Annotated in this window: 26 protein-coding genes and 2 pseudogenes; 15 read left to right on the forward strand and 13 right to left on the reverse strand. The window is 55.4% G+C overall.

The genetic code is table 11. The features are described from left to right. Window positions 1-120 precede the first annotated feature (120 nt). Window positions 121-264 carry a VOC family protein gene (locus ABNG04_RS13550; RefSeq protein WP_371162936.1) on the forward strand — a complete coding sequence of 48 codons (144 nt, stop codon included), beginning with the start codon at window positions 121-123 and terminating at the stop codon, window positions 262-264. Here the strand turns inward: ABNG04_RS13550 and tnpA are convergent. Continuing rightward, window positions 261-659: pseudogene (tnpA, locus tag ABNG04_RS13555) on the reverse strand (IS200/IS605 family transposase). The gene ABNG04_RS13550 and the pseudogene tnpA sit on opposite strands and share 4 nt — an antisense overlap. Before the next feature lie 53 nt (window positions 660-712). Between tnpA and ABNG04_RS13560 the strand changes: the two are divergent. Genes ABNG04_RS13560 through ABNG04_RS13570 form a run of 3 tightly spaced genes read left to right on the forward strand, consistent with a single transcriptional unit; the run spans window position 713 to window position 2566 of the window. Next, window positions 713-868 carry a DUF2080 family transposase-associated protein gene (locus ABNG04_RS13560; protein ID WP_371162937.1) on the forward strand — a complete coding sequence of 52 codons (156 nt, stop codon included), beginning with the start codon at window positions 713-715 and terminating at the stop codon, window positions 866-868. Next, on the forward strand, window positions 865-2139 hold the full coding sequence (locus tag ABNG04_RS13565; protein ID WP_371162938.1) for an RNA-guided endonuclease InsQ/TnpB family protein: 1275 nt from the start codon (window positions 865-867) through the stop codon (window positions 2137-2139). The genes ABNG04_RS13560 and ABNG04_RS13565 overlap by 4 nt, the downstream gene beginning before the upstream one ends. Beyond that, window positions 2114-2566 (forward strand): VOC family protein, encoded by a 453-nt coding sequence (locus ABNG04_RS13570; protein WP_371162939.1) that lies wholly within the window; start codon window positions 2114-2116, stop codon window positions 2564-2566. Before ABNG04_RS13565 ends, ABNG04_RS13570 begins: the two co-directional genes overlap by 26 nt. 43 nt (window positions 2567-2609) lie before the next feature. Here ABNG04_RS13570 and ABNG04_RS13575 read toward each other — a convergent pair whose 3' ends face one another. The 3 genes from ABNG04_RS13575 to ABNG04_RS13585 form a co-directional block, all read right to left on the reverse strand. Beyond that, on the reverse strand, window positions 2610-3521 hold the full coding sequence (locus ABNG04_RS13575; protein WP_371162940.1) for a sulfite exporter TauE/SafE family protein: 912 nt from the start codon (window positions 3519-3521) through the stop codon (window positions 2610-2612). Window positions 3522-3809: 288 nt separating this feature from the next. Further along, window positions 3810-4241, reverse strand: a complete 432-nt coding sequence (locus tag ABNG04_RS13580) for a hypothetical protein (protein WP_371162941.1) — start codon at window positions 4239-4241, stop codon at window positions 3810-3812. A 131-nt stretch (window positions 4242-4372) separates the two neighbouring features. Next, the gene (locus ABNG04_RS13585) at window positions 4373-4888 is read right to left on the reverse strand and encodes a redoxin domain-containing protein (RefSeq protein WP_371162942.1); all 516 of its coding nucleotides are present in this window, start codon (window positions 4886-4888) and stop codon (window positions 4373-4375) included. Between the two features lie 682 nt (window positions 4889-5570). Between ABNG04_RS13585 and ABNG04_RS13590 the strand changes: the two genes are divergently transcribed. Beyond that, complete coding sequence (locus tag ABNG04_RS13590; RefSeq protein ID WP_371162943.1) at window positions 5571-6356, forward strand: TSUP family transporter; 786 nt, start codon at window positions 5571-5573, stop codon at window positions 6354-6356. A 22-nt stretch (window positions 6357-6378) separates the two neighbouring features. On the opposite strand, the gene ABNG04_RS13595 is transcribed toward ABNG04_RS13590, so the two are convergent. After that, window positions 6379-7914 carry a histidine kinase gene (locus ABNG04_RS13595; protein ID WP_371162944.1) on the reverse strand — a complete coding sequence of 512 codons (1536 nt, stop codon included), beginning with the start codon at window positions 7912-7914 and terminating at the stop codon, window positions 6379-6381. A gap of 380 nt (window positions 7915-8294) precedes the next feature. Between ABNG04_RS13595 and ABNG04_RS13600 the strand changes: the two genes are divergently transcribed. Next, window positions 8295-8654, forward strand: a complete 360-nt coding sequence (locus ABNG04_RS13600; RefSeq protein WP_371162945.1) for a winged helix-turn-helix transcriptional regulator — start codon at window positions 8295-8297, stop codon at window positions 8652-8654. Next, window positions 8651-9619: a DUF3179 domain-containing (seleno)protein gene (locus tag ABNG04_RS13605; RefSeq protein WP_371162946.1), complete on the forward strand. Its 969-nt coding sequence runs from the start codon at window positions 8651-8653 to the stop codon at window positions 9617-9619. Before ABNG04_RS13600 ends, ABNG04_RS13605 begins: the two co-directional genes overlap by 4 nt. Window positions 9620-9662: 43 nt before the next feature. Here the strand turns inward: ABNG04_RS13605 and ABNG04_RS13610 are convergent, their stop codons facing one another. Further along, entirely contained in the window at window positions 9663-10262 is a 600-nt protein-coding gene (locus ABNG04_RS13610) for a hypothetical protein (protein ID WP_371162947.1), read from the reverse strand. Beyond that, window positions 10255-10629, reverse strand: coding sequence for a DUF3179 domain-containing (seleno)protein (locus ABNG04_RS13615; RefSeq protein ID WP_371162948.1), 375 nt, complete (start codon window positions 10627-10629; stop codon window positions 10255-10257). The genes ABNG04_RS13610 and ABNG04_RS13615 overlap by 8 nt, the downstream gene beginning before the upstream one ends. A gap of 239 nt (window positions 10630-10868) precedes the next feature. Between ABNG04_RS13615 and ABNG04_RS13620 the strand changes: the two genes are divergently transcribed. From ABNG04_RS13620 to ABNG04_RS13630, 3 genes are all read left to right on the forward strand, one after another. Continuing rightward, window positions 10869-11162: a hypothetical protein gene (locus ABNG04_RS13620; RefSeq protein WP_371162949.1), complete on the forward strand. Its 294-nt coding sequence runs from the start codon at window positions 10869-10871 to the stop codon at window positions 11160-11162. 103 nt (window positions 11163-11265) lie between these two features. Beyond that, entirely contained in the window at window positions 11266-11682 is a 417-nt protein-coding gene (locus tag ABNG04_RS13625) for a TRAM domain-containing protein (protein WP_371162950.1), read from the forward strand. 357 nt (window positions 11683-12039) lie between these two features. Further along, window positions 12040-12816 carry an SDR family oxidoreductase gene (locus tag ABNG04_RS13630; RefSeq protein ID WP_371162951.1) on the forward strand — a complete coding sequence of 259 codons (777 nt, stop codon included), beginning with the start codon at window positions 12040-12042 and terminating at the stop codon, window positions 12814-12816. A gap of 710 nt (window positions 12817-13526) precedes the next feature. Here the strand turns inward: ABNG04_RS13630 and ABNG04_RS13635 are convergent. Further along, window positions 13527-13880: a helix-turn-helix transcriptional regulator gene (locus ABNG04_RS13635; protein WP_371162952.1), complete on the reverse strand. Its 354-nt coding sequence runs from the start codon at window positions 13878-13880 to the stop codon at window positions 13527-13529. Window positions 13881-15238: 1358 nt separating this feature from the next. On the opposite strand from ABNG04_RS13635, the gene ABNG04_RS13640 reads away from it, so the two are divergent. From ABNG04_RS13640 to ABNG04_RS13660, 5 genes and pseudogenes are all read left to right on the forward strand, one after another. Further along, window positions 15239-16564 carry a Cdc6/Cdc18 family protein gene (locus ABNG04_RS13640; protein WP_371162953.1) on the forward strand — a complete coding sequence of 442 codons (1326 nt, stop codon included), beginning with the start codon at window positions 15239-15241 and terminating at the stop codon, window positions 16562-16564. Window positions 16565-16768: 204 nt separating this feature from the next. Next, window positions 16769-16948 (forward strand): annotated as a pseudogene (locus ABNG04_RS13645) (DUF7983 family protein); the annotation flags it as partial. 255 nt (window positions 16949-17203) lie between these two features. After that, window positions 17204-17524, forward strand: coding sequence for a DUF8065 family protein (locus tag ABNG04_RS13650; protein ID WP_371162954.1), 321 nt, complete (start codon window positions 17204-17206; stop codon window positions 17522-17524). Window positions 17525-17526: 2 nt separating this feature from the next. After that, window positions 17527-18135, forward strand: a complete 609-nt coding sequence (locus ABNG04_RS13655) for a hypothetical protein (protein ID WP_371162955.1) — start codon at window positions 17527-17529, stop codon at window positions 18133-18135. A gap of 213 nt (window positions 18136-18348) precedes the next feature. Next, window positions 18349-18780 (forward strand): TRAM domain-containing protein, encoded by a 432-nt coding sequence (locus ABNG04_RS13660; protein ID WP_371162956.1) that lies wholly within the window; start codon window positions 18349-18351, stop codon window positions 18778-18780. Window positions 18781-18844: 64 nt separating this feature from the next. Here ABNG04_RS13660 and ABNG04_RS13665 read toward each other — a convergent pair whose 3' ends face one another. The 5 genes from ABNG04_RS13665 to ABNG04_RS13675 form a co-directional block, all read right to left on the reverse strand. Beyond that, entirely contained in the window at window positions 18845-19192 is a 348-nt protein-coding gene (locus tag ABNG04_RS13665; protein WP_371162957.1) for a DUF6788 family protein, read from the reverse strand. Window positions 19193-19424: 232 nt separating this feature from the next. Further along, entirely contained in the window at window positions 19425-19700 is a 276-nt protein-coding gene (locus tag ABNG04_RS18050; RefSeq protein WP_445972119.1) for a DUF7837 family putative zinc-binding protein, read from the reverse strand. 788 nt (window positions 19701-20488) lie between these two features. Beyond that, window positions 20489-22639, reverse strand: coding sequence for a PAS domain S-box protein (locus ABNG04_RS13670; protein WP_371162958.1), 2151 nt, complete (start codon window positions 22637-22639; stop codon window positions 20489-20491). A gap of 215 nt (window positions 22640-22854) precedes the next feature. Then, on the reverse strand, window positions 22855-22986 hold the full coding sequence (locus ABNG04_RS18165) for a DUF8137 family protein (protein ID WP_510952318.1): 132 nt from the start codon (window positions 22984-22986) through the stop codon (window positions 22855-22857). Between the two features lie 329 nt (window positions 22987-23315). Then, the gene (locus tag ABNG04_RS13675; RefSeq protein WP_371162959.1) at window positions 23316-23720 is read right to left on the reverse strand and encodes a gas vesicle protein GvpO; all 405 of its coding nucleotides are present in this window, start codon (window positions 23718-23720) and stop codon (window positions 23316-23318) included. Between the last annotated feature and the right edge of the window lie 10 nt (window positions 23721-23730).

The raw sequence follows: 23730 nt of genomic DNA on the forward strand, positions 1-23730 counted from the left end.
TCCGCCATGGTGCGCGCGACACACGACCGACGAGTATCGGATGGGCCGGGAGACTTCCGGGAGTTATCAGTGCTCAACCCTCGGCGATGGGGTGATACGTATCGGACACAACTCGTTGGCATGTCCGAAAACGAAGCTGCCCGTCTCGTCGGCATCAACCACGTCGCGTTACCGGTTGACGACGCCGAAGCGGCGATCGAATTCTACAGAGAAAACAAGGCGAGTGCCTCGGAGCTTGACCCCGAGGGTGAAGCCGACACTTAGACGTGTTCTGTCCGCTCGATGTATCGCTCAATCGTTTCTGTTGAGACTGTTCCTGCCGTTCCGATGTAGTACGACTGTTCCCAGAATCCACCACCCCACAGATACTCCTCCAAGAACGACTCGTGCTGTTCTCACATCTCCCGCGCCGTGATGCTCTTGACAGTTCGCACAATCTCGCTCGGGGCGTGTTTCGGATGGGCTGACAAGAACAGGTGTACGTGGTCAGGTGAGATGTGGAGCGACAGCATCTCGTAATTGTACTCGTCGCACACGTTGCGAAAACTCGCTTCCAGCGAATCTTCGATGGGTTCGAGAATCGAGTGGCGGTACTTCGGACACCATACGAAGTGGTAGTTGACGTTGTACACCGTGTGATTCGACCGCTTCTCACCCATATCGAACGCACTCCACCAACACAGTTATGTATATCTAAAGGATATACGTAGGTGTGGTGAATCGCTTCAAAATCGACGGCGAAGAGGTTCTTGACGGCGAGGTCAAACCGTTCGGGAACAGTGCTCACGTCACCGTTCCTAAACGCTGGCGTGGGGCCGACGTCAAAGTCGTCCGAACCTCAGAACCAACCGAACAAGGCGAAGAATGACCAACTCACAGGCTCTCATCAAGACGCTGGACTTCCAACTCGACATCCAGAGTGACAACAAGAGCCTGTTGTATGACGCCACGCTCGAAGCCCGACAAGTGTACAACGAAACCATCCGTCTCGCCAAAGAAGGCGTGGACTGGGGCGCTATTCCCGACCGTGTAGCCGATGACGCCGATCTCGTGAAGAACACGACTCAGCGCGTTGTCGCCAAGGCTCTCGGATCGATGGAAAACTACTACGAGTACGACGACTTCGGACTCCCGAGCCACGCCAAGGACGGAACGTACCCGCTTCGTGCGAACTACGAGGAGGGGTACAACCTGTCGCTCACCGATGACGGCGACGTTGCGTTCCGCATTAGCGCGAAACCGTACAACCACGTCAAAGGCGTCCTCGAAGGGAGTGACGCTCACTTCGATATTCTCAAGAGCGCACTCGAAAGTGACGAGTGGAAGATTGGGACGGCGGAAGCCCTGTTCCACGACGAGAACGCCAAGTTACACGTGAACGTCACTAATACCGAGCAGACCGTTCGGGACAAGCACAACTCACGGACGGTCATCGGCGTTGACGTGAACGAGGACAACGTGGCGCTCACCGCACTCTCCGAGGGTGGTGTCGAGGATACCTTGGTCATTGACTTCCCCGAGATCAAGTTTGAGCGCCACCGCTACTTCACGATGCGAAAGCGCGTCCAGAACGCGGGGAAAAAGAGTATCCACGACACACTGGAAGGGCGCGAAGAACGGTTTGTCGGCGATCGGCTCCACAAGGTGAGCCGTCACATCGTGGAGTGGAGCCAACAGTTCGAGAAGCCGTGCATCGTCTTTGAAGACCTCAAAGAGATGCGCGACAGTATCGACTACGGTACGCGAATGAACCGACGCTTGCACCACCTTCCCTTCCGCGCCCTCCAGTTCTATACGTCGTACAAGGCGTCGTTCGAGGGGATTCCGACCTCGTGGATTGACCCTGCGTACACGAGCCAGCGGTGTCCGATGTGCGGACATACGGAACGTGCGAACCGTCATAAGAAGCGGTTCAAGTGTAAAGGCTGTGGGCATCAAGACCACAGCGACCGTGGTGCAAGCGTTAACATCGCCGTGAAAGGCGTGAAGAAACTCGATTGGAATGTGCCTGCTCTCAACAGCCTTCCCCAAGTTCGGAAGGTGCGACGGCAAGCATCGGGGGCTGTGGACGCCCCGACCGTGACCCACCCGACCGCCCGAGGCTATCAGGCTGATGGTCGGGTGGGAGTGTCAGACTAACCCACGGGAAGCCTCGGGGCTTGACCCCGAGGCAGTTCACGAATCACTATTCGAGTTCCATGTCCGCGGTCGCACCGACACAGCCGCCTTCCTCGATATGGGCGACCAGTTCCTCGCACTCATCGAGACGGCTGACGAGACGAGCGACGCTGAGACAGCAGCTGACGACCACCGCCACATTGGACTCGTGGTCGACGACCGGGACGCCGTCGAACGCGGCCTAGACGCGCATGGGGTCGAGACCCTCCCCACGAACGGCCTCGACTTCCACGATCCATGGGGGAACCGGATCCAAATCGTCGCGTACGAGGACATCCAGTTTACGAAGGCCGACCACGTGCGCCACGGGATGGGACTAACTGATCTTGAAAAATCGTCGGCCGCAGTCGCGGAACTCGCTGAGAAGGGGATGGCACCCGACGAGTGAGGTAGTCAATAAGTCAGGTGGAGTGGCCGACATTTCAGTGGTTTCAGAGGCTGAACGTCGTCACGAGGACGATACCCCCGACAATCCCGAAGACGACACCCAGCCCACGTTCCATGAGTCCGCTCGGAACGTGTTTGCCAACACGTGCGCCAATCGTCCCGCCAACGATGACACCTGGGATTGACCAGACGACCACGTACCAGACGGGTGTCGCGGCCAGCACGTGGACAGCAGCTCCGGCGACTGCGGCGATTGCGAGCACGAAGACAGACGTGGCGACGGCGACCCGCGGCGGCATCCGACACCGCGCCACGAGCTGGGTCGTCACGATCTCCGGAAGTCCGGCGCTGATCAACCCTGTTATTGCGCCGCCGAGCGCCGCAAGCGTGACGCCTGGTGGGCGCCAGCAGGTCGGGTAAACGAAGCGATCGCCGTCGGCAGCTTCGACGACGGTGGTGCCACACTCTGCGTTCTTTTTTTCGAGGAACTCTCCTTCGCGTTCACCGGGTTCGGTCTCTTCCGGAGAGTCGGAATACAGCAAGAACCCACCGAGCACGAATAACCCGACGCCGAACCCACCGCGCAACAGCGTGTCGGGGACGTAATGCGCTGCGAAGGAGCCGATCACGATCGCCGGAAGCGCACCGACCAACAGCCACTTAGCCGTCGCGTAGTCGACGACACCCTGTTTGACGTACGACCGAAGCCCGTTCCCCATGCCGAACACCTCGGTCATCAGGCCCGCACCGACCGCCTGTGCCGGCCCCAGCCCGACGGCTAACAGGAAGAATGGGCTGAAGAAGAGCGCACCCGAGACACCGGCGGCGATAGCCACCATCGAGAACAGCACGGACGCGGGAAACACCCACCAATGTTCCAGGATCTGATCGACCGGAACCGCCGAGAGCAACGGCAACGGGTCGATCCAAATCGCCGGCACAAACACACCGACCATCGCTCACTCCGGGTGATGAGCGCCGTGTCCGACCCACAGTAGTAGCAGGTGGGTGGCGATGCCGAGCGGGAGCCAACCGACCGGCAGCTCCGTTGCGACGGGCTCGACCGCGCTAACGACGTAGACTGCCGGGAACGCAATCGATGTCCAAAACGCAATGCGTCGAACCGTCGCCTCTACTCCGCGACCAACCGCCGACCCGGCCGCCGCAGTACAACTACGCACAGGACGGTCGTCACGCAGGCACCCCGGGCGGCGACCGTCCGTATTGGTGTTCGTCCCCACGTGTTACACCGGGAGTAGCGCGATTCCTGCTCCCAGCACGACGCCGTAAACGATGTGGAAGAAGCCGAACGTGCCCATCGTCTTCGGGTCGGGCTCCATCGCGAGGACGACTCGCATCCAGAACATCATGCCCCCGATCATCAGCACGAGTCCGAAGGCGAGTCCCCAAAGCACACTGCCGACGAGGACGCCTGCGCCGACATCAAGCGCAAGTGCGGTCGCCCCAACTGTGAAGGCGACCCCAGCGCCGACCCCGTATAGCATGTGGAGCAGCATTCCTTGTTTCATGTACGCGTCAGGTCCCTTATTACCGACGTACTTCGCCCAGAGGGCAGCAGTCGGCGGCGGTGAGTCGTCTCCCATCGCCATCATGAACATCGTCATGAAGACGGTCGCGATCAGTCCAGCGATCAGTCCGGTGAGTATGCTTACCATCTGTGTGTCCTCCGCGCCGGCGAGCCGACGCAGGTTACCTCTAGTAACCTAGTTGTGAGACTACCGGATAAAAGCGAGCGAACGGACCGGTAACCGGGTTACACCCCGGTAACGACTACCGGCCGGCGACTCTATAGATATGACTTCCCATCCGGCAGTTCACATTCGTCACCGTGACACCGCGCCGCGTTCTCGACGGCTTCGAGATCGGGTTCGTCGGCGGTCTCCTCGCTCTGCCACGCGAACTGGACGGTTCTGTCGGGGTCCACTACGAAGATCGTCGAGCGTGCTACGCCGCGATGGTCGTCCAGCTCCTCGGCGCGCACACCGTACGCTTCGGCGACATGGCCGCCACTGTCCGATAGGAGTGGAAAATCGATCCGGTGTTTTTGTGCGAACGCACGATGGCTGTAGACGCTGTCCGTCGAAATCCCGAGGACGACAGTGTTCTCTAGCAGTGAGAGCGTCTCGCTGTCGCGTAAGGTACACATCTGCGTGGTACAGACGGGATGGAAGTCGAAGGGGTAGGACACCAGTACGACCGCCCATCCGTTGTCGGCGTACTCGGCCAGCCCATGTGTGTCGATCCGTCCTCCACTCGCACCGGGCAACTCAAATGTCGGCGCAGTCTGTCCAGTTTGAAGCATATTTGACATCCTCCTGGGCGTGAAGACGCAGGAATCCCGAGCGGTGGGAGTTTCAGGTTCGCAACCATGACTCTGCCACTTAGCGGGAACCCGTTTAACCCAGTCATCGTGGTCAGCGGCTGACTGGCGGTGCCAAACCGCCGTTACTCCTATCCTCCACGCCATCCGATTCCCATCTGTTGTTTTTGCCAGCAGGGAGTCAACGTCGCTTTGACGGATTCGGAGTTACCTTAGTGCTTGCTCAACCAACTGGCACAAGACAAACGTTTCAGCGTTCGTGTTCACCGTGTTGGTGTTCCGGATACTATCTCATTAGTGGCGGCTAGACCGCCTCCGAAGGCCGTTCGGAATCGCTCCGTTCCGACCTGACCTTGCTCTTGTTACGAAGTAGAAATATTTGAAACTACGGATTTTAGAAACTCAAGAATGCCACCAGACGTGGTTCATGTAGAGTATTGTCGGATTCATCTTGACCCTAAAGCGTCAGGTATTCTCTTTGAATTTGTGTAAAATACGGCGACTGAATGATATGAGTCTCGGCCGCCCGTGCGAATTTATCACACACTCAGTCGCTCGTGACACGGCACTCGATATGGCTACTGAAACATCGTCGACCTCCCGTGCGTGTTTTGACACCGCACAAGCAACTCTCGTTTTTAACTCACCGGCCCGTCCATAGCGTATGACCCTCGCGCTCTCCGTCGAATTGGTGGCGACGATCGTCGTCGTTGTTGGCGTCGCGGGCGCCGTCAACGGGGTCGCGGGATTCGGTTTCGCCGTCGTCGGAACGATGGTACTCGCCGCGACGCTCGACCCCGCGACAGCCGTCGCATTCATGATTATTCCGATGTTCGCCGTCAACGTCGCGCTTGTCGGTGATCTCACCCGTGAGGAGCTCCGGACCTGTGGCATTCGATTCGCACCGTTACTCGTCGCCGCCCTTGTCGGTACCATTCTGGGGATGGCGCTGCTCGACAGACTTCCTGGGCCTCCGCTCCGGATCCTCCTCGGGTTCGTCTCGCTGGGGTTCGTCGCGACGAACCAACGCATCATCACACTTCCAACTTCATCTATCACGACCGACCGAGCAGTCGCCGACGCGCCGCTCGTTATGGCGGTCGTCGGGGCCGTCTCCGGCGTCCTGTTCGGCGCGACGAACGTCGGGGTACAACTCGTCGCGTTCGTCCGGAGCTTCGACCTCTCTCACGGACTGTTCGTCGGCGTCGTCGCGCTCGTCTTCGTCGGGATCAACGGCCTCCGAGTCGTCGCAGCGGGCGCACTCGGTCTTTATCCCGACATCGGGCTCGCCCTCGCCTCGGTTGCCGCTGCGGTCCCCGCAGTAGCCGGTGTCACGGTCGGAAAGCGTCTCCGCGAGCGCGTGAGCGAGCGGCTCAGGCGCGCGCTCGTTCTCGGGTTGTTGACGGTAATCGGTGTCCGGCTGATCCTCGGCGGCTTGGGAGTCGTCTGAGCGGTGAGGTGTACTTCTTGCGTCACCAATCAATAGCGGCTAACAGCCGGCTCCGAACCGCTCGCCGGCTCGGCAGCGGCGGGAGTGTCGCCGAGAGCGCACCAACGAGAGCTCCCCATAAGAGATGACCGATGAGCGAGGCTGGATCAAGGTTCGGGAGCGGGGTCGAGACTCCCACGGCGTTCAACCAGAGGCTCATAACGACCCCTGCCATGCCGAACCACAAGAAGAGGCCGTACAGAACGCCTGCGGTGACGGTGGTGCTGATAGAGTCGCCGAAGCGATCGGCACTTTCCGACTGTACAACGGTGAACACGGTCGCGAACACGGCGCTGTGAAACAGGTGCGCGATCCATCCAACCGACGAGACCGACGCCCCGTACAGCGCGCCAATCACCGGTAGCGTTCCCGTTGTTGCCTGAAAGAACGCTCCCATCGCGATCCCAGCAGCGAGTCCGATGCCGAGTGTCTGCCACAGTGTTCCGCTAGCGATTCCCGGTGTGTCGCTGCCTGCGCCGGTGCGGCGGGACCGTGGGAGGCGCACCCGGACGGTCGTCGCGTCGTCGGTCGCGTCGACGTCGACATTCCCGCCGTATCTGGCCGTGAGGAGACGCAAGACTGGGACGCCGTAATCAACGTCGTTACGCTCCTGTTCAGGGATTCCCTCGACGAGTACCTCACATTCGCGAGCGCTGAGCCACGCGCCCGGCGCGGTAACGGATAGCGCCACGCCGCGGTCCTCAACCTCGACCGCGAGGGAGTCGGCGTCGGCGTCCGCCCAGTCGGGAAGTGCGACGAGTTCGTCGAGTAACCGATCCAGATATCTGTCTGCCCTGACCGTCACCGATGGTACCGACGCCTCCGGCTCTGTACGCCCGGTGCGCTCCGCGTGTCTCCGAATCGCCTCGTCGAGCTGGACCGGTTCAAGCGCGCTGCCGCCGTCAACGGTACCGACGGTGAGAAACCGCGTTTCGTCTACCGCTCGTTCGATTCGAGCGATCGCGTCGGTGATCGCTGACTTACTCCGGTCTGTGGTCTCTCCGCCTGCCTCGAACAAGAGCTCCGAGTGACCCTGAAGGATCGTGACCGAGTTCCGGACCTCGTGTCTGAGGATCCGATTGAGGAGCCGCGCCTGTTCGATCTGGCGGTCTACGGTAGCCTGCCGCCGGTCCGCTTCCGCCCCACGGATGCCGACCAACAGTCCCGCACCGCCGCCTACGATCCCGATGGACGCCACTGCCGCGGTGGCACCTCCTGATGACGATGCGGTCATCAGCGGCCCGAGAACGAGTCCGACTGCCGCAACGCCGGTCACGAACCAGATCAGAATGGTTCGGGTGTACGCGCTATCGCGGGCACTCACTGCGACGTTGATCCCGTACAATACGATCCCGAACCCGATGATCAACACCAGTATCGCACTCGCCTCCAGCAGCAAGCCGCTGTCCGTCACCAATAGGCTCGCAACCGCCCCACGTGTCAGGACGAACGCGATGACCGCTATCGCGACGCCCTCCGGTTTGAACGCGAGACGGTCGCTTGGAGACGATCGGTCCATACGTGCGATTACTGTACGATTTTAAAGTAGTATACCGGTTGTGTGCCGAAACCGCTCATCCAGCAACATACCGTGTCGTTTCGAAGGGGGCGTTCACAGCGGATCCACAAGGCAGACGACGTGGTCGTCTCGAGTTCTTGGACGACGGACCCGTTGCCGAGCCTCCACACTCTACTCCTAGACACGCGGATCCGTGCGATATCGCCAGATCAGTTAGAATCTGAAACAGTCCCGATGTTGACAGTGTGGGATGATGCGTCGGAAAAATCCTCTGACCCGTCGCACACTTACTCTGCGGTCTTTCGACAAAGCAGCCCGGTTTCATTTCCTCACCTACTTACCAAACGTACCTTTATTTTTCTCCGGAGTGAGGATCCGGTATGAGTACCGATTCGGAACCGTTGGAAGTGTGGTGTGCGGGCAGCGACTGGTGTCCCATCACGACGACTGCGACGCTGATCGGCAAGAAGTGGCACCCCGTCGTCATCCATCGACTGTTGGAGAACGGCCCGTTGGGGTTCAACGCGCTCAAAGAGGAAGTCGATGGTATTTCGGCGAAGGTCCAGACCGACGTTCTCGAAGACCTCGAAGAACACGGGTTCGTTGACCGGACTGTCGTCAGCGAAAAGCCATTTCGCGTGGAATACTCTCTGACCGACCGAGGGCAGTCGCTCGAGCCGGTCATCATCGCTATGCGTGACTGGGGCCGCGAACATCTCACCGCTCCGGCGGACCAATGAGCGATTCCACCGATGCGGCCATGGACGTCATCTCTGTCCTCCCGAAAGATGCGATCCCGAGCATCGACGACCCGACGTTCGGCGACGAGTACTTTGGCGATCCGGATGACGAAGTGTTGGTCGTCGAGTCGGCGGATGACGCGATACCTGCTCGCGCCTACCCGACCCGGATCCTCAATTACCACGAAGTCGTTAACGACGCCGTCGGCGACGAGGGAGATGACCCGATCGCTGTCACGTGGTGTCCCATTTGTGGTAGCGGCGTGGTTTACGATGCGAATATTAACCGCCAGCACCTCACTTTCGGCGTCTCAGGGAAGCTAGCAGATGATGATCTCGTGTTATACGACCGCGAGACCGAATCCGAGTGGAAACAGTCGACCGGTGAGTGTATCGCAGGCGAGCTCACCGGTGAGCAACTCCGGGTCCGGTCAGGACCGATGACGACGTACGCTGCCTTCCGTGATGCCTACCATGACGGCGTGGTGCTTCAGCCTGAATCCAGTGGATCGGCTGCCGCAAGCGAGTACGACGATTCGGCATACAAGGCCTACGCAGAGCGCGAGGCGTTTGGCCTCCGCGGAATGCGAGGAGAGGGGCCGGAGCGTGAGTGGGACCGCGAGGATCTTGACCCAAAGACTATCATTCTCGGAGTGACCCCAGCTGAGGGTGGGGCGCTCGGCTTTCCGCTGCCGGTCGTCGAAGCAGCCGGGGGCGTCGTGGAGGCGACTGTCGGCGAAACCGACGCCGTCGTACTCGCCACCGACGCCGGTCTCCATGCCTTTCGGCGGCCCGACTTCGGGCTCGGACTCGAAGATGGAAGGCTCCGTGGGGATGGCGCGACGTGGACTCCCGCCACGGGTGAGAGCAATGATGGGCGGCGGTTACAGCGGATTCCAACTCGTCGCCTCTTCGCGTTCGCGTGGCAGGATGACCACGGCCCCGATGCGTTCTACCTCCCGTGAACCCCTCAGATCACGTGTCTATCGGGGCTAAACGAAACCCCGCTTAGAGCCGCGTTGTATCAACCTGGCGGCCGACGAGAACAAGACTCCCGAGCAAGAGCACGACAGCGACCGGTAACAGGAACTGAAACGCCGTGATGATGATCCCGGATGCCTGAAACCCGAGAACAATGAGGACGACGGGCCCACAGCAGGCGGCCCCTGACAGAAGTGCAAGAAAGCTCGCAAGGATCCCCGAAGATGAGGATCCGACCCCACACGCGGCAGGCTGGCGCCATGCGAGATATGTGAGCCCGAGGTTCAATCCGATCAAAAGGGCAATCCCGAGCCCTAAAATCGTGTTGAGCGAGAATAGGTACGTAATCGGGCCGGCTGAGACGCGAGCGACAGGCGTGAATGAAAACGGACCGAGCTCTGGCTGAAAGAACTTCACAAGAGCATCGGAGACGATCACTACGTCGAAACCGCTGATTCCAGGCCCAAGATGCCCGAGTGCGTACAGATAGAGTAGCAGATATCCGACTGCTGTCCCAAGGACAACGAGTGTCGCGTCCGGGCGTCGGAACACCGCTCTGGAGGCTGCTTTTGATCTGGAGACGGCTACTCTGAGCCGAATCAGCGAGGTCTCATTACGCTTATACATTGGTATCGGGATAATACCCGTGCCAGGCGAACCACATCGCATCGAACGTGTAGACGCTCGTGAGCGGTAACGAATCCGGTTCATAGGAGGACCCTCCGACTAGTATCGTGGACCCGTCGGCAGTGACTGTCTGTTCCTCCGGATTCAGATAGATGTACCCGGTATCAAGTCGCTGGTCGGCGACCGCGACAATGGGGATTCCGTTCAGTTCGTCTGTCATAACCTGCTCCGTGAGGAGCGTGGTCTTGTCAAACGCGACAGCTCCCTCAGCGGCCCGGACGCCCATGAAGACGCGTTTCTGTCCGAATCGGTCGTCCTCGAGCGTTTCGAAGATGCTCTGGTGTGGCTTCGTTGAGGGCGTCGACAATATTCGTCAGGAGGTTTACTGGGAGGGTCGGGGATTCGCAGGCTATCGGCTGCTCTCGTGTTAACCAACACAGCCCACGAATCCAGAGATCTGATCGCTACGACGGGAAAGTGATTCTCGAGTCTGCTAATAAATCCCATTTAACCTTCCTCAGCCCGGGACAATGGTGGTCTGGCTAGTCAACAGTAGAGTGCCTTTCTATTCAGGGCATTTATCGGTGCTATCGACTAAACTCAGGTATGAGCGATTCGGCGTCTCCAAGCGCCTCTGTCTCGCTATCTGAGCCGATCGACATTCCTGCTGCTCTGAGTCGGGCTGGAATCGATTATGTCACTGTTCATGACCAGCGACTTCTGGCAATCTATCGGACGGGCATTTTCAATGTGGTAACTGAGCCGGAGTCGGTATCGAGTGCGGACACACTCCAAATCGAATGCTGGGAAGCACCACTTCCCTCTCATGGTGATGAACGGTCACAAAAAGAACTTCTCGAGGAATTTGCCGCCGTGTTTGATGATGGTGAGAAGTCCTGAAGTGCCCCACCGGGTACTTCAGTCAGAACCACGATAATTAGTTGAGAGCGCTAGAAACGCTAGAAACAAGTCAGCTGGCACGAATTGACCCGATACGTATTTTATGGAACTTTCTGATACGCTCCAAACACTGTATACTGCGACCGTTGAGCAAGACAACGGTACCTACCAGATCAGTGTGCCGGAACGCGAGATAGCGACTGGGGCAGTCAGTGAGGGATCGACATACCGTGTTGCGCTTATTTCGATGTCGACGTCAGATACCGAAGCCACGAACACGACTGAGATCGACCAGTCAGCTGAATCCGACGGCCCGCCTGTCGAGGAAGGTGAACAGCGAGACGTTGAAATCGAGAACCTCGGTGACCAAGGTGACGGGATCGCGAAAGTTGAGCACGGTTACGTCGTGATCGTTCCCGAAACGAGCGTCGGAGACCGAGTCACCGTCGAGATGCAACAGGTGCGTGAGAACGTTGCGTTCGCTGATGTCGTTGATGACACCCTTCGCGGGGAAGTCTAGGACTTGCTAACTCGTGCGAATTTGTGGTCAAGGTATACACCATTTAACGAGAAATCACTTACTGAATTGGGTGGAAAGAGCGTGTGAAACTATCTTTCCACATGAGATTTGACGGTCCGAGACGATGGCTGTTGGTGATTCTCTGGACTGGACTCATCAGACTCTAGAAATAGACCGATCACTTGATAGAGGAATTGTGGTCGATACATGTTCCTCCGATTGTGATCAATTCAAACTTGTGTCGATAGCAATAGGTCATATATCGTCTCGTAAGAATCCCCCTCGATTTAGATAACCCAATCATAAAAGCGTATGTCACGAACATTTATTCACAAAGGCGAACATGTTGGGTACACCATGTCTGGTCCCCTGATTGACGGGAAGACGGCCGTGATCACTGGTGGTTCGAGCGGCAATGGACGCTCTATCGCGGAGACATACGCCGCGGAGGGTGCAAATATCGTTGTCGCCGATATTCAGGAAGCACCACGAGAGGGTGGCACGCCAACTCACGAACTCGTTATCGACGAGTACGATGTCGACGCGACGTATGTGGAATGTAACGTGACAAACCTTGACGATCTCGAAGCTGCCGTCGATGCTGCAGACGAGTTCGGTGGCATTGACGTGATGGTGAACAACGCAGGCATCTTTCGCCAAGAGACGTTCACCGATACCGACGAAGATGCTTTCGACCAGATGATGGACATCAACGTCAAGGGAGTCTACTTTGGCGCGCAGTACGCTGCCCGCAAAATGGTTGAGAACGGCGGTGGGAGCATTATCAATATGTCGAGTAACGCCGGTCTTGAAGGAAGTGCGGGCTTCGTCACCTACTGTACGTCAAAAGGTGCGGTCCGACTGATGACGTACGCGCTCGCCGACGAGTTGGGGCCTGAGAACATCCGAGTGAACGCGATTCATCCGGGCGCTATCGAGACGGCAATGCTCAAAGACGACGTCGAGATTGTCGGGACGGAAGCCGAAGAGGGTTATCGCCAGACGATCCCGCTACGTCGACTCGGTCAACCAGAGGATGTTGCTGATGCCGCACTCTATCTAGCGAGCGATCTCGCGTCCTACGTTAATGGGGAGTCGCTATACGTTGATGGTGGGATGACAAATTCTGGATAACTGAGCAGCGTCTCTGGGTATTCGATTCTCATAGAAAGTTCGAGACAGAAGCGGAGAGCATATTTACATTTGAATATTAACAGGTACCATAGAACTATTCGCAAGGGTATCATTTCATCTGGGATTCGATGAATTAGCTGTCAGGACGAGCATGCGTATTGAGTGCCGAGGATTCTGCCAGATCAGGGAGATAACTCGATAGCTGTGCGAGATACACAGCGCACGTATGATCAACGTGTCCGTGCCTAGCTCAAGACAATCAGGGAGTCATTTTGTTCCCTAGTAGATAGGCTGGTATAATCGCGAGCAGTGACATCATAAACCCGACAATAGGAGTAAGTCCGAAAAAGAACGTGGTCATTGGCACATTAATCACACCGGTGAGAGACATGAACGCTACGTAGACTGGGAGTCCGATGGTCATAACCAGAACGATAGTAGCGATCTTCCGCTTGTCTTTCTTAGTCAGATCCTGAGTGAGAGAGGATAGGTAAGCCATATTGCTCGATTCGCTCTCACCTGTATAGTTCTTATTCGATTGTCGAACACATACTACGGAGAATTGTGGACTAGGTTGGCTCTATCCGATAGATACATTCCTGTAATGATTCGAGAGGGAAAAGAGAGGTATGCCAACTATTCTATGAGGCCCTGATACAAAAGTATGAGATTTGGTGACTAAGAGCCGTCAGAAGCCCTCAAGAACAGAGTCACTCTTCCTCGTACGCGAGGTTCATCAGCCATTGAGAGAAGGCGTCTGACTGCGGATCGACGTCTTCCTCACCAATAAATGGCGAGAGCATGTCACCCGCCATCACCAGTGAAAAGTCAAGATCAGATGCTGTTGGTTCGAGATAGTACGTCCGTTGGCCTTTGTACACCGCTTCTTCACGCTGAATCAGCTCGGCATTTTCAAGTGCTTCGACTATTCGGCTTCCTTTTCGCGAAGAGACATCCAGCTCTTTCCAAAAGTCGCTCTGGTGAATCCCACCCGTCTCACGGACTAATTCAAGACCCGCACGCTCGTCCGCCGATAGATCGGTTTTACCCTGTGACGCACTCATGTTCCAACAGCTAACGTGTATCCATTATAATCGTTCTATTTGTCGCTAACACTCGTTATGACATTGACCGTGATTATTGCGCTAATTCTCTCACTCGGTAGCACGACAAACCCGCAACGGGCGTTTTTCGAGTCAATCCACACCGGGGTCAATTTCTTATGTATCGAACTGGTGGTGAAACGCGATTGAATGCTACATAAGGTTGTAGCCCAGCGTTAATCAACGGTTCTGGAGCCATTGCGTCGTAGTTGACCTCGGCCATGGCCTATCCATTCTGTTGTGTAATCCGCGAAAGCATTGTGAGCGGGTCAGTCTAGATTTTGTCTAGGACCGCTACCGAGAGACTGTAGAGATGGACTCTTGATAGAGAGAAAGATCGAGGTCTCTAGTTTGATCGATCCAACTCCTGAGGGCAAAGAACAAAATAATCACCCTTTCAGAGACCGCGACCCCCGTACAGTCATCGGATATATCAGAACATATCGGACTGTACACTAGTAGATCGACGCTGAGCTCCAGCCACTCTCTCACCATTAGTTCGAGTGTAACCATCGACGCGGTCGCGAACAAAGCTGTTCTAAGCGTTTGGTAAGAGTCTGAGTAACCGTTATCGGAGACACACCCACCACCGTTTCACGAATTTAGCGAGAGTATCGGAGAATGAGAGTGGTAAACCAATCTGGAGAAAGTAGATTCACGAGTTGTGCTCTGGGGCAAGAGAGACACGAACTCAGATAAATCTGCTTGACACCCACCAGTGTTTCAGGAATTAATTCAGCTGGACGAACACTATTCCCTGAAGTTCGAGTGAGTACGTTACTCGAAACAAGAAAGTAGTTAAAACTCGACTTGGAGACGTGAGAAGCTTCAACTCGGGAGAATAGAGACTAGACACGTCTCTCAAGAACTCCTTATGAAGTAACGGATGTCGTTAGGACACCCACCACCGTTTCAGCAATTTACCCGAATTAGAGGTCGGGTCAAATGCGCAGACGAGTCCCGCCGGAGGATATCTGGTATAAACTCGTCAAATATAGGTTACTATACTTGCTTAAACTGCTCTATCTACGCTTTTACTACTACACTTACTACTACTAAAGGAAAAGGATATATAATATGAGTACAGTCGCTGTGTACTTGATCCGGCTAAAATAGAAGTATAAGTGGCTGAGAACCGCGTCTTCGTAGTACAACGTCTGTTTCCGTCAGAACCGATCGTTCCCACTCTTTGGCGCGAGAATTGCTGAAACAGTGGTGGGGGTGTGGTCTGTCTATTTTGTTTGGTACCACTGGTTGACGACATTCAAGACATTGCTGTAACCGGGGTTTTATTGTCTCCTGCCCAGATGGTCCCGCATATGACCCAGTTCTCGAATACCTCTCCTATTTTCCAACGAGAAGAGGTCCTTCGTGAAGAGTATCATCCCGACAATCTCCCCGAACGAACTGACGAGATGGAAGATCTTCATATGTCGCTGGCTCCCGCAGCTCGCGGAGTCGGTGCCAACAACGTGTTCCTCCACGGAAAGGCCGGTCAAGGGAAAACTGCCGCTGCGAAAGCCAAACTCTCTGAACTACAGGCACATGCCGAAGAAGAATCCGATCATCTGGACCTCACGACAGCATATGTCTCCTGTGAATCGCATGATCTCTCAACGTCATACAAGGCCGCTTCCCGCATCTATCAGGAACTTACCGGCAACAGCCGGCCGACTGGTTACGCAACCGACGTCGTGATGGACATGATGTTCGAGGCGATGAACGAGATCGGTGGTACGATCATCATCGTCCTCGACGAAATCGATACACTCGGAGACGACGACCGGATTCTCTACAGTCTCCCCCGAGCTCGAGCGCAGGATTACGTTGAGGACCACGTCTTCCCCAGCATCATCGGCATCAGTAACGACCTCCAGTGGCGGGATAATCTCAGTCCGAAGGTGAAGAGTTCGCTCTACGATGATTCCGTCCTATTCTCACCATATGATGCGACGCAGCTCCAGCAGATCCTCCGCCGGCGCGCAGCGAAAGCGTTCCGTGATACCAAACTGACTCCGATCGACGAAGTCGACGCCGATGGAGTTCCGGAGGGAACTGTCGTCGAAATTGACCAATCCGGTCAGGAGTATCTGTTTCAGAGTGGTGTACTGACGGATGACGTGATCCCACTCGTCGCTGTACTCTCGGCACAAGATACGGGCGACGCTCGTCAAGCGATCAAATACCTCCGCAAAGCCGGCGAATTAGCGGATAAGCACGGTGACGACCAAGTTGGTGCGGAGCACGCCCGTGAAGCCCAGGCACTCGTTGAGCGAGAAGCCGTCGTTGAGGCTATGCGTGAAATGACGACACAAGCCCATCTTGCCCTTGCTGCGCTTACTGCCCTGGAACTTTCCGGGGATGCTCCCGTCCGAGCCAAACCGATCTACGGCGTGTACAAGAGTGTCGCCTCACGAATCGATGTCGACAAACTCGGTCAGCGACGGTTCAAAGATCATCTCCGTGAACTCGACATGCAAGGTATCGCCGAAGGCGAAAAGGTGACGGCGGGTTCAATCGGTGGTCCTGCTTGGGAGTATCAGCTCCAAGTTGATACCGAGATCGCTGTCGAAGTTCTCAAGGATACGGCTCGATTTACAGATATCGATTTCGAGCATATCAGTGCTGATCGACTGAACGCGTAGTCTTGTTGTGGGTGATTTCCGACTCTCCGTCTATTTATAAACACCCCCCCACCGTTTCAGCAATTTCAGGATACATAGCGACCGCCTTTGCTCGTTTAAGGACACCACCATTTCGTGAATTCTTCCCGATAACACGTGTGGTGCGTGATTGTCTGCCTCGCGTGAAATCTCCGAAAGTGGTGAGCATATTACCATCTCAATCAGGCAGACATCGACGAAGGGATGAAAGAAACCTGTCTCCAAGGGCTCAAAGACCAGTTGGCTGGAGCCGACGAAGACACAACCGAGCTCCAAGCCGAGATCGAAGAACTGGAGCAGCGTATCACTGAACTCACCAGTTTTGACTCCGGGACATCGTATCATACTCGTTCAACTGGTGGATAGCCAGAGTTTGGAAGAATACTGTCACAGCTGAAACTGAGAGAAAACTCTCTGACAGTACCCAATGGGAAAGGAGAGACTAGCCACGAGAACTGGCTAGATAGTGTATCCGGACAGGGCGCCGTAAAAGAGTTGCCGCGACGTTTATTTCGTGTATCTACAGCCGAATTAGCCGATAGAACGCGCTTGCGTATTGACCACTGAGAATTTGTACTGACACGGATGGCACGTCACAACAGCTATTGCGGTGGAGAGAGAATGAAGAGTAAGATGGCCACAAACAACGATAAAATCCAGTTCCGGGGAGAAACTGAGAAGGAGGCGACTCAGATTGTTGATCAGATGCGTCTTGGTGGGATCAATATCAGTGAGCTTGCTCGACAGGGTCTTCAAGAGAAACTCCGAGAGGTTCTCTCGGATGAGGAGAAGATCACCCTCCACCAGCGATACAAGCAGGGAGAGCTTTCTGAAGACGTTGTAGAGATCCTTCTTGGTGATGCTTTAGAAGAAATTGAGCGGGAGCAAGAGGCTTTTGAGGAGGCTGCAGAGCTTGATACGACCGGCGTTTTCCAGGAGTGAAGATGGTGGACGATGATGTCCGCCACCCAGTTATTGTCGATACAGACGCACTAATCGCTGTCGCGAACACGAGTCTCTGGTCTCGAATTACGGACAATATCCAGCTGACGACGACGAACGTCTGTTATCACGAACTCAAGCGTCACGTTCGGGAGATGTCTGAGTATGCCCCTGAGGGAACGAGAGAGCGGTGGGTTCACGATGGGAGCAAGAAGGCACTTGAGTCGTTCGACGACGAGGAGACGTCGTTTACGACGGTTCCGTGTGTTCCTCGACCGCATGGAGAGGATGCTGGGGAGACGTCCGTGAAGATGGAGATCGAACAGCATACAGAGCTGTATCGGTTTGCTATTTTGATGGATACGCACGGGCGTCGGGCTATTAATCGAGTATTCGATGACGCAGAAGAGATAACTGGGAAGGCAGTTGCTCCCACGTTTTTGTTGTATCTATTACTAGACAAGGAGAAGTGTACTATAGCGGAGTTTTGTCACGCCTGTGGCGAGATGCTTCGAGGGGAAGGCTGGACAGGGTACCAAGCGATTCAGGCAGCATGGAAAGCGATCCCGGTTGATTGCTCACAGTACCTCCCGAACGATTTGCTTTCATGAATACGCCTGAGTACCGAGATCGTATTACCAACTACTGTTGATTTGTACTGACCCATCCGTACTTCATCTGTATTGAGCGATCTGGCCTGCTAGCCTTTCGAGGAGCTTCTGTTCGGGATTTTCGTGTTCTCTTCAGCATACACTAGGTTACCACCTCAGAGTGCGCAAAACGCGAGATTTAGATACGTTGACTAGCTACACTCGTGATACCTGATGATCGAAATTTCTGATTCGCTTCGCTCTGTGTTTAGTGCTCAAATCGAAGAACGCGACGGGTCATATATTGTGGACGTCCCCGTGAGTGAAATCGAACACGACGCGCTTGCTGCCGACGAAACGTATCGCGTCGCGATCTTGGCATCAGCATCCTCGACCAGCCAAGAGACTCAGGAAGAGCAATCCCAGTCGACTGCTCAAGAACCAACTCCGACCTCGGACGGTCCTCCCGTAAATGAAGGTGAAGTCCGCGACGTGACGATCGAGACGACTGGTGATCAAGGTGACGGCATTGCGAAGGTTGAACGCGGCTACGTCGTGATCGTCCCCGGTGGACAACCAGGTGATGAGCTGTCGGTCGAGATCGAGCAAGTCAAAGAGAACGTCGCGTTTGCTAGTATCGTCGAACGCGACTCACTGGTGGTGTAGCGTCGATTTATCGCCGATCTCTGTTGGTCGACGTCGGTGAAGTTCTGGTAGTCCCGACTCACCACTACTCACTTTTTGGCTTCCCGACGTACTCCGATTTCATCGTCCCGTTCTCACGATAGTAGCGATAGAGATACGGACCGTGCATATGCGCGGCATTCCCGCTTGCGCACTTACAGCTGTCGTCGCCACAGGTGACTTTCTCTTTGACGACGGTCCCGCTTCCTGCGCTATCGGACCCGTCAACGGGTTCGGCGGTCTCGGGAAGCTCGTCGGTGTCTACCGACTGGTCGCGATACTCGATGAGCGCCTCAACGTAGTTCTGTATCTCATGGAGTGTCTCCGTATCCTGTTTCGGGAGCCCCTCTACGAGATACTTCGGGAGCGAGGTGGGTGGTGACGGCTGCTCCATGCCTTATGTAACAAGCCGAGCCATGTTATTGTTTGGGTGCTACATAAGGTTTCGAACCTTCTCTACCTACCGTGACCACTTCAGCAATTACTCGAGATCGTAGGCCGCAATTTCTTGAGAGCCACACTGTGGACACTCATCGACGTCTTTCTCCACGCTGTACCCACAGTGACGGCACTCGTGGTGCGTTGTCGATGACGGTTCGAGCCTGACGATCTGCTGGATGAACTGTTTACTGAGCATCGGTGGGGTCAACGATTTCGCCACAGCGAGGGCATTCAGCCCACACGCCTGTGTCGCCGCCAGTGGTCTCATAGTGGATGATCGCGTGCCGATCCGTGACTGTCTCGCCGCAGAACGAGCAGTCGCCACGGACCGTCTCTGGGTCATTAGAAGTCATTCTCACGAGTTCACGGGCTCCTTCGAGGGGGAGAGGGAGCGTGTGACACTGTTTTGGAGCTGATCTGGTTGTTGGAACCGACTCAGCGGTGCTCCCTCTCCTCAACATTTGAGACTCTGTGACTTATACTTCGGGCGAGCGGGGCGAAAGTACTATTCTGGGACAGCAGGGTGACGGCAGGCCGTGAGTAGCCATCGTGCGCGGTGCCATAGAACAATCACATATCTGGATCAAGATCGGTCAATATATGTTTCAACGCCAGCCGCTCTGTCGAAGTCGCTACAATCCACTTGTTTATGAAAAAAGACGATACATTACCACTTATAGAGTTGGCCTGAGTCAGGCGGGAATTCGCTAAGTTCGAGGTTGCGTGGGTACGGGTCGGAAAGGACTTCGGCTGGCTCACGAATCTCGCCACTGGTCAAATCGTATGATGCGAAGACACCGATATAGCTACCTTCGGGGTATCGTTTGATTTTGTGGTTTGAGAGTGCGCGGTGTATCTGGGGTTCTACATCCGATGGTAGTTTATCGAGGTGTCGGCGGAGACCGTAGACAACTAATTCGCAGTCGTCTGAATTCCGTGCGCGAACGTGAAAGCGAACGCGATTGTCCTTCGTGTCGATCTCGATTGCTCTGTTGAATAGCGGTTGTTGAGAACCTGTCTATCGGCACCGAATTTGGGACCATGCGGCTCATCACCTCACGGACCGATTCATATCTACCTTCACCACCCAAGCACCGCTATTCAACAGAGCACTTTAGACCGCTTTGTGACGCGACCAATTAATCCGGGCGCTCTCAGTTGACTTAATAAATCAGCTATCGGCTGTGTGATACTGTCACTAATCAATGTGTGGGATAGAAAGCGGGTATTCAGCGAATCAGACGTGATTTCACTGCGGAAGTACAACCGTAATGATATTTCCGGTCGGTGACCTCGTCTCAGCAGTAATACTACCGCCTACTTGAACTATGCTCTCCCTGACGAGCCACATCCCCAGCCCGCTTCCGTGGCGTAGTGGCTCCTCTTTCACCCCGTCTGTGAGTATGCCCCGTTCCATCTCCGGGATTTGCGGCCCGTTGTCAGCAATCTCAATACGAACTCCTATCTCACCCCGAGTGGCAGTAACATCAACCTCAGATGATTCAGAGTCATTGTGGACGATGGCGTTTGTCACAAGCTCATTGAGCGCTTGTTCCAAGTCTACCGTCGTTCGAACGGTCATTTTAGTGGGGCACTTCGTCGCAATCGTGGCCTCCGGATATTCAGATGTTGTCTTCGAGACGACCCGCTCTAAAACTGCCTCAATGTCAAGCGGTTTTTGAATCGGCTCTCCCCGTAGCACATCGGCCAGTTTGCGTTCTTTCTCCGTCAATTCAAGCAGTTCATTGCTCATCTCTACGATTTTTTTGCCGTTCGTTGTAACTGATTTTGATGCCTCCGCACAGATTACCTCAGCCCACCCCCGAACCATGTTCATTATATTACGCAAATTGTGCCGCCATACCCGCTCAAGTAGCTCTAAGTGCTTTTCGCGTTTTTTGCGCTCAGTGATGTCCTGTTGGGTGCCGAGATATCTGATAAGAGTCCCATCATCGTTGTAGATTGGGACGACGGTCAAGCGGTTCCAAAATTCGGTGTCGTCCTTACGATAATTGCGGAACTCGACGGTGTTCGGATCCTGAGCATCAATCGACGTTCGGAGAGCGGTAACTGGTTCTGGGTCAGTATCCTTGCCCTGAAGAAACCGACAGTTCCGCCCAAGGGCCTCTTTTTCGGAATATCCGGTCAATTGTTCGTAGGCGTCGTTGACGTAGACGAGTGGATTATCCTCTTGTGACGGGTCCGAAAGTGTGATTGGCACCTCAGTGTTGTTAATAGCCTGCTGGAAAATGCGGAGCTCTCGCTGCTGCTTTCGAATCTCAGTGATGTTTTGAGTTGACCCGGCGATATACTTCACATCTCCATCGAGCATTACCGGCGCAATTCTGGTCTTCCAGTAAGTCGGGGCGTCGTCGAACTGAAGTTGCTCTTCATATTCAAGCGGTTCTTCACGCTGGACACAGGTCCGGTATCGTTGTTCCACTTCGCTCCCCTGGTCTTCACCGAGTAACTCACCCAGTGTCTGTCCGGGAGCTGAATCAGCTGGTACCCCTGTCGCGTCTTCCCAAGCCTGATTGACCCGCCTGACTGTGAATTCGTCGCCAACACCGATTAAGAATAACGGCCCCTGAGTGTGCTGGAATAGCGTCTCAATCTGCTCTAGCTCTCGGCGGCGCTCATAGCGCTCGGTAACGTCTTGAATAGTGCCTCGAAGTGTCGTCACCTCACCGTTGGATATGTCGGGAGTAATAGTCACATCTATAACACGTTGGCTCCCACTTGCTGGTTGGATTCGCCAAGTGTCTTGGACCTGCTGTCCGGTCTGAGCGCTGCGGTCAACAGCAGCTTGGACTTCAGGTCGGTCATCTGGGTGGTAGATACCAACTGATTCGGCTTGCGAAAGGTCGGCATCTTGTGGGAGACCAGTGATCTGACTGGCACCGGTAGTTATATTCAGTTCGTCGGATTCGAGATCAAGTTCCCAGCCACCAACGCTGGCGGTAAGCTCAGTCAGCTCCACCAACCCTTTTTGATGAGCGAGTCTTTCTGTTGATTGTCGCGATTGAACGATATTTTCGATACGATTTATGAGGAGCTGATACTGCTCAGGCTCGGACGTTGTCTGGAAGTAATCGGTTACACCGGCGGAGACAGCCTCGTTGACAACCTCAGTACCAACATCAGTGGTGAGCAGAATAAACGGCAACTCGGGGTCTTCATTACGGACCTGTTGTATAAAATCGGTGCCATTTTGACTGAGTATATCGGGGGTAGAGAGGACGCAGTCCGGGGAGCGGTTCACGATTATGTCAAGTCCCTCGGTGGCGCTCGTAGCCGTCTCAACGACAACATGATCAACTTCGCGGTTGAGAGCTGCCGCGGTCAGACCTCCATTGTTCGGCTCGGTATCGATATGGAGGACATTTATTGAATAAGCCATGATACATCATAGTTTTGGTCTATAAATAAAATATTTGGGAGAGCTAAATTAGCTGATACTCCGAAGCACCAGAGAACTCGACCCACTCTGGCGGTTTGTCTTTCCCGGCTTGAAGCGTTTTGAAACTTCGTAGCGTCTCTCCTGCGATGTGAGATGTGCGATTCTGTCGATTCAGTAGACATACATCTTTTTTGCTCAGGTGAGTACCTCTAATCTCACATGGTTAGGTCAGTAATTTCCCAGTCACTGGACAGGTCGTCGTTGATCCCGTGTTCTGCGACGAGTTGTCGAATTCGCTGCTCTACGTCGTCATCCGGTTCAAACTCGTAATCCAGTTTCCCTGCCACTCCCAATAGCGTGGAATCGTTGGCTCGAAATCGCTGACAGCACTAGGGGAGGCGTCGTCGGTCTTCCCTCAAGAGTCGACACGCTCGTCGTGACGCGCTCATCCCGGGCGTGGCCCGTGACGGACGAAGCGACCTAGCGGAGATTGTCGGCCCGTCAAGAAGTGTAGCGTCGGCGTGGTTCGCATTGAGCGTGACGGGAGCGGGTCGGCGCACCTCCATATCTCGGGCGACTGTCCGCTCCCCCGTCGGCCATACCGAACGCGACTCGACTTCCAACGTGGTCACTTACCGACGGGCGAGCGGGGCGCGTCGAGACGCCTCCCAGACATTCACAGTTCTTCCTTGACATCACTGCGTTGGTACCGCTCGCGGAGTTCATACCCTATCACGTCGCCGGCGCCGGTCAGCGTGAGTTCGTATCGACCGAGAATATCTTGCGTGTCCGGCACCGCGCGACGCTCAACGACTTCGACGAGCGCTCGCCACTCCTCGTCGTCCTTCATCGATACCTCGATAATTCCCTCGAAATCGCTGTCGAGAAGCTGCTTCGCCGCGTCGCGAGCGTTTTCTTGTACGGTGAGTAGTCCGACAGTAGATGGTCCGTCTGAGGGGTCCGTCGGGCGGTCGGTAGACGGTTCTGACGAGGAGGGCGCGTCGTCGACCTCTACCGCTGGGTCGTCAGAAAGCGGGTCCCGACTGTCGTCGTCAGCGTGCTCGTCTGTGTCTGATGGCATTGTAGTAGCT

The organism is Halorubrum miltondacostae (assembly GCF_041379815.1).
Lineage (GTDB): Archaea > Halobacteriota > Halobacteria > Halobacteriales > Haloferacaceae > Halorubrum > Halorubrum miltondacostae.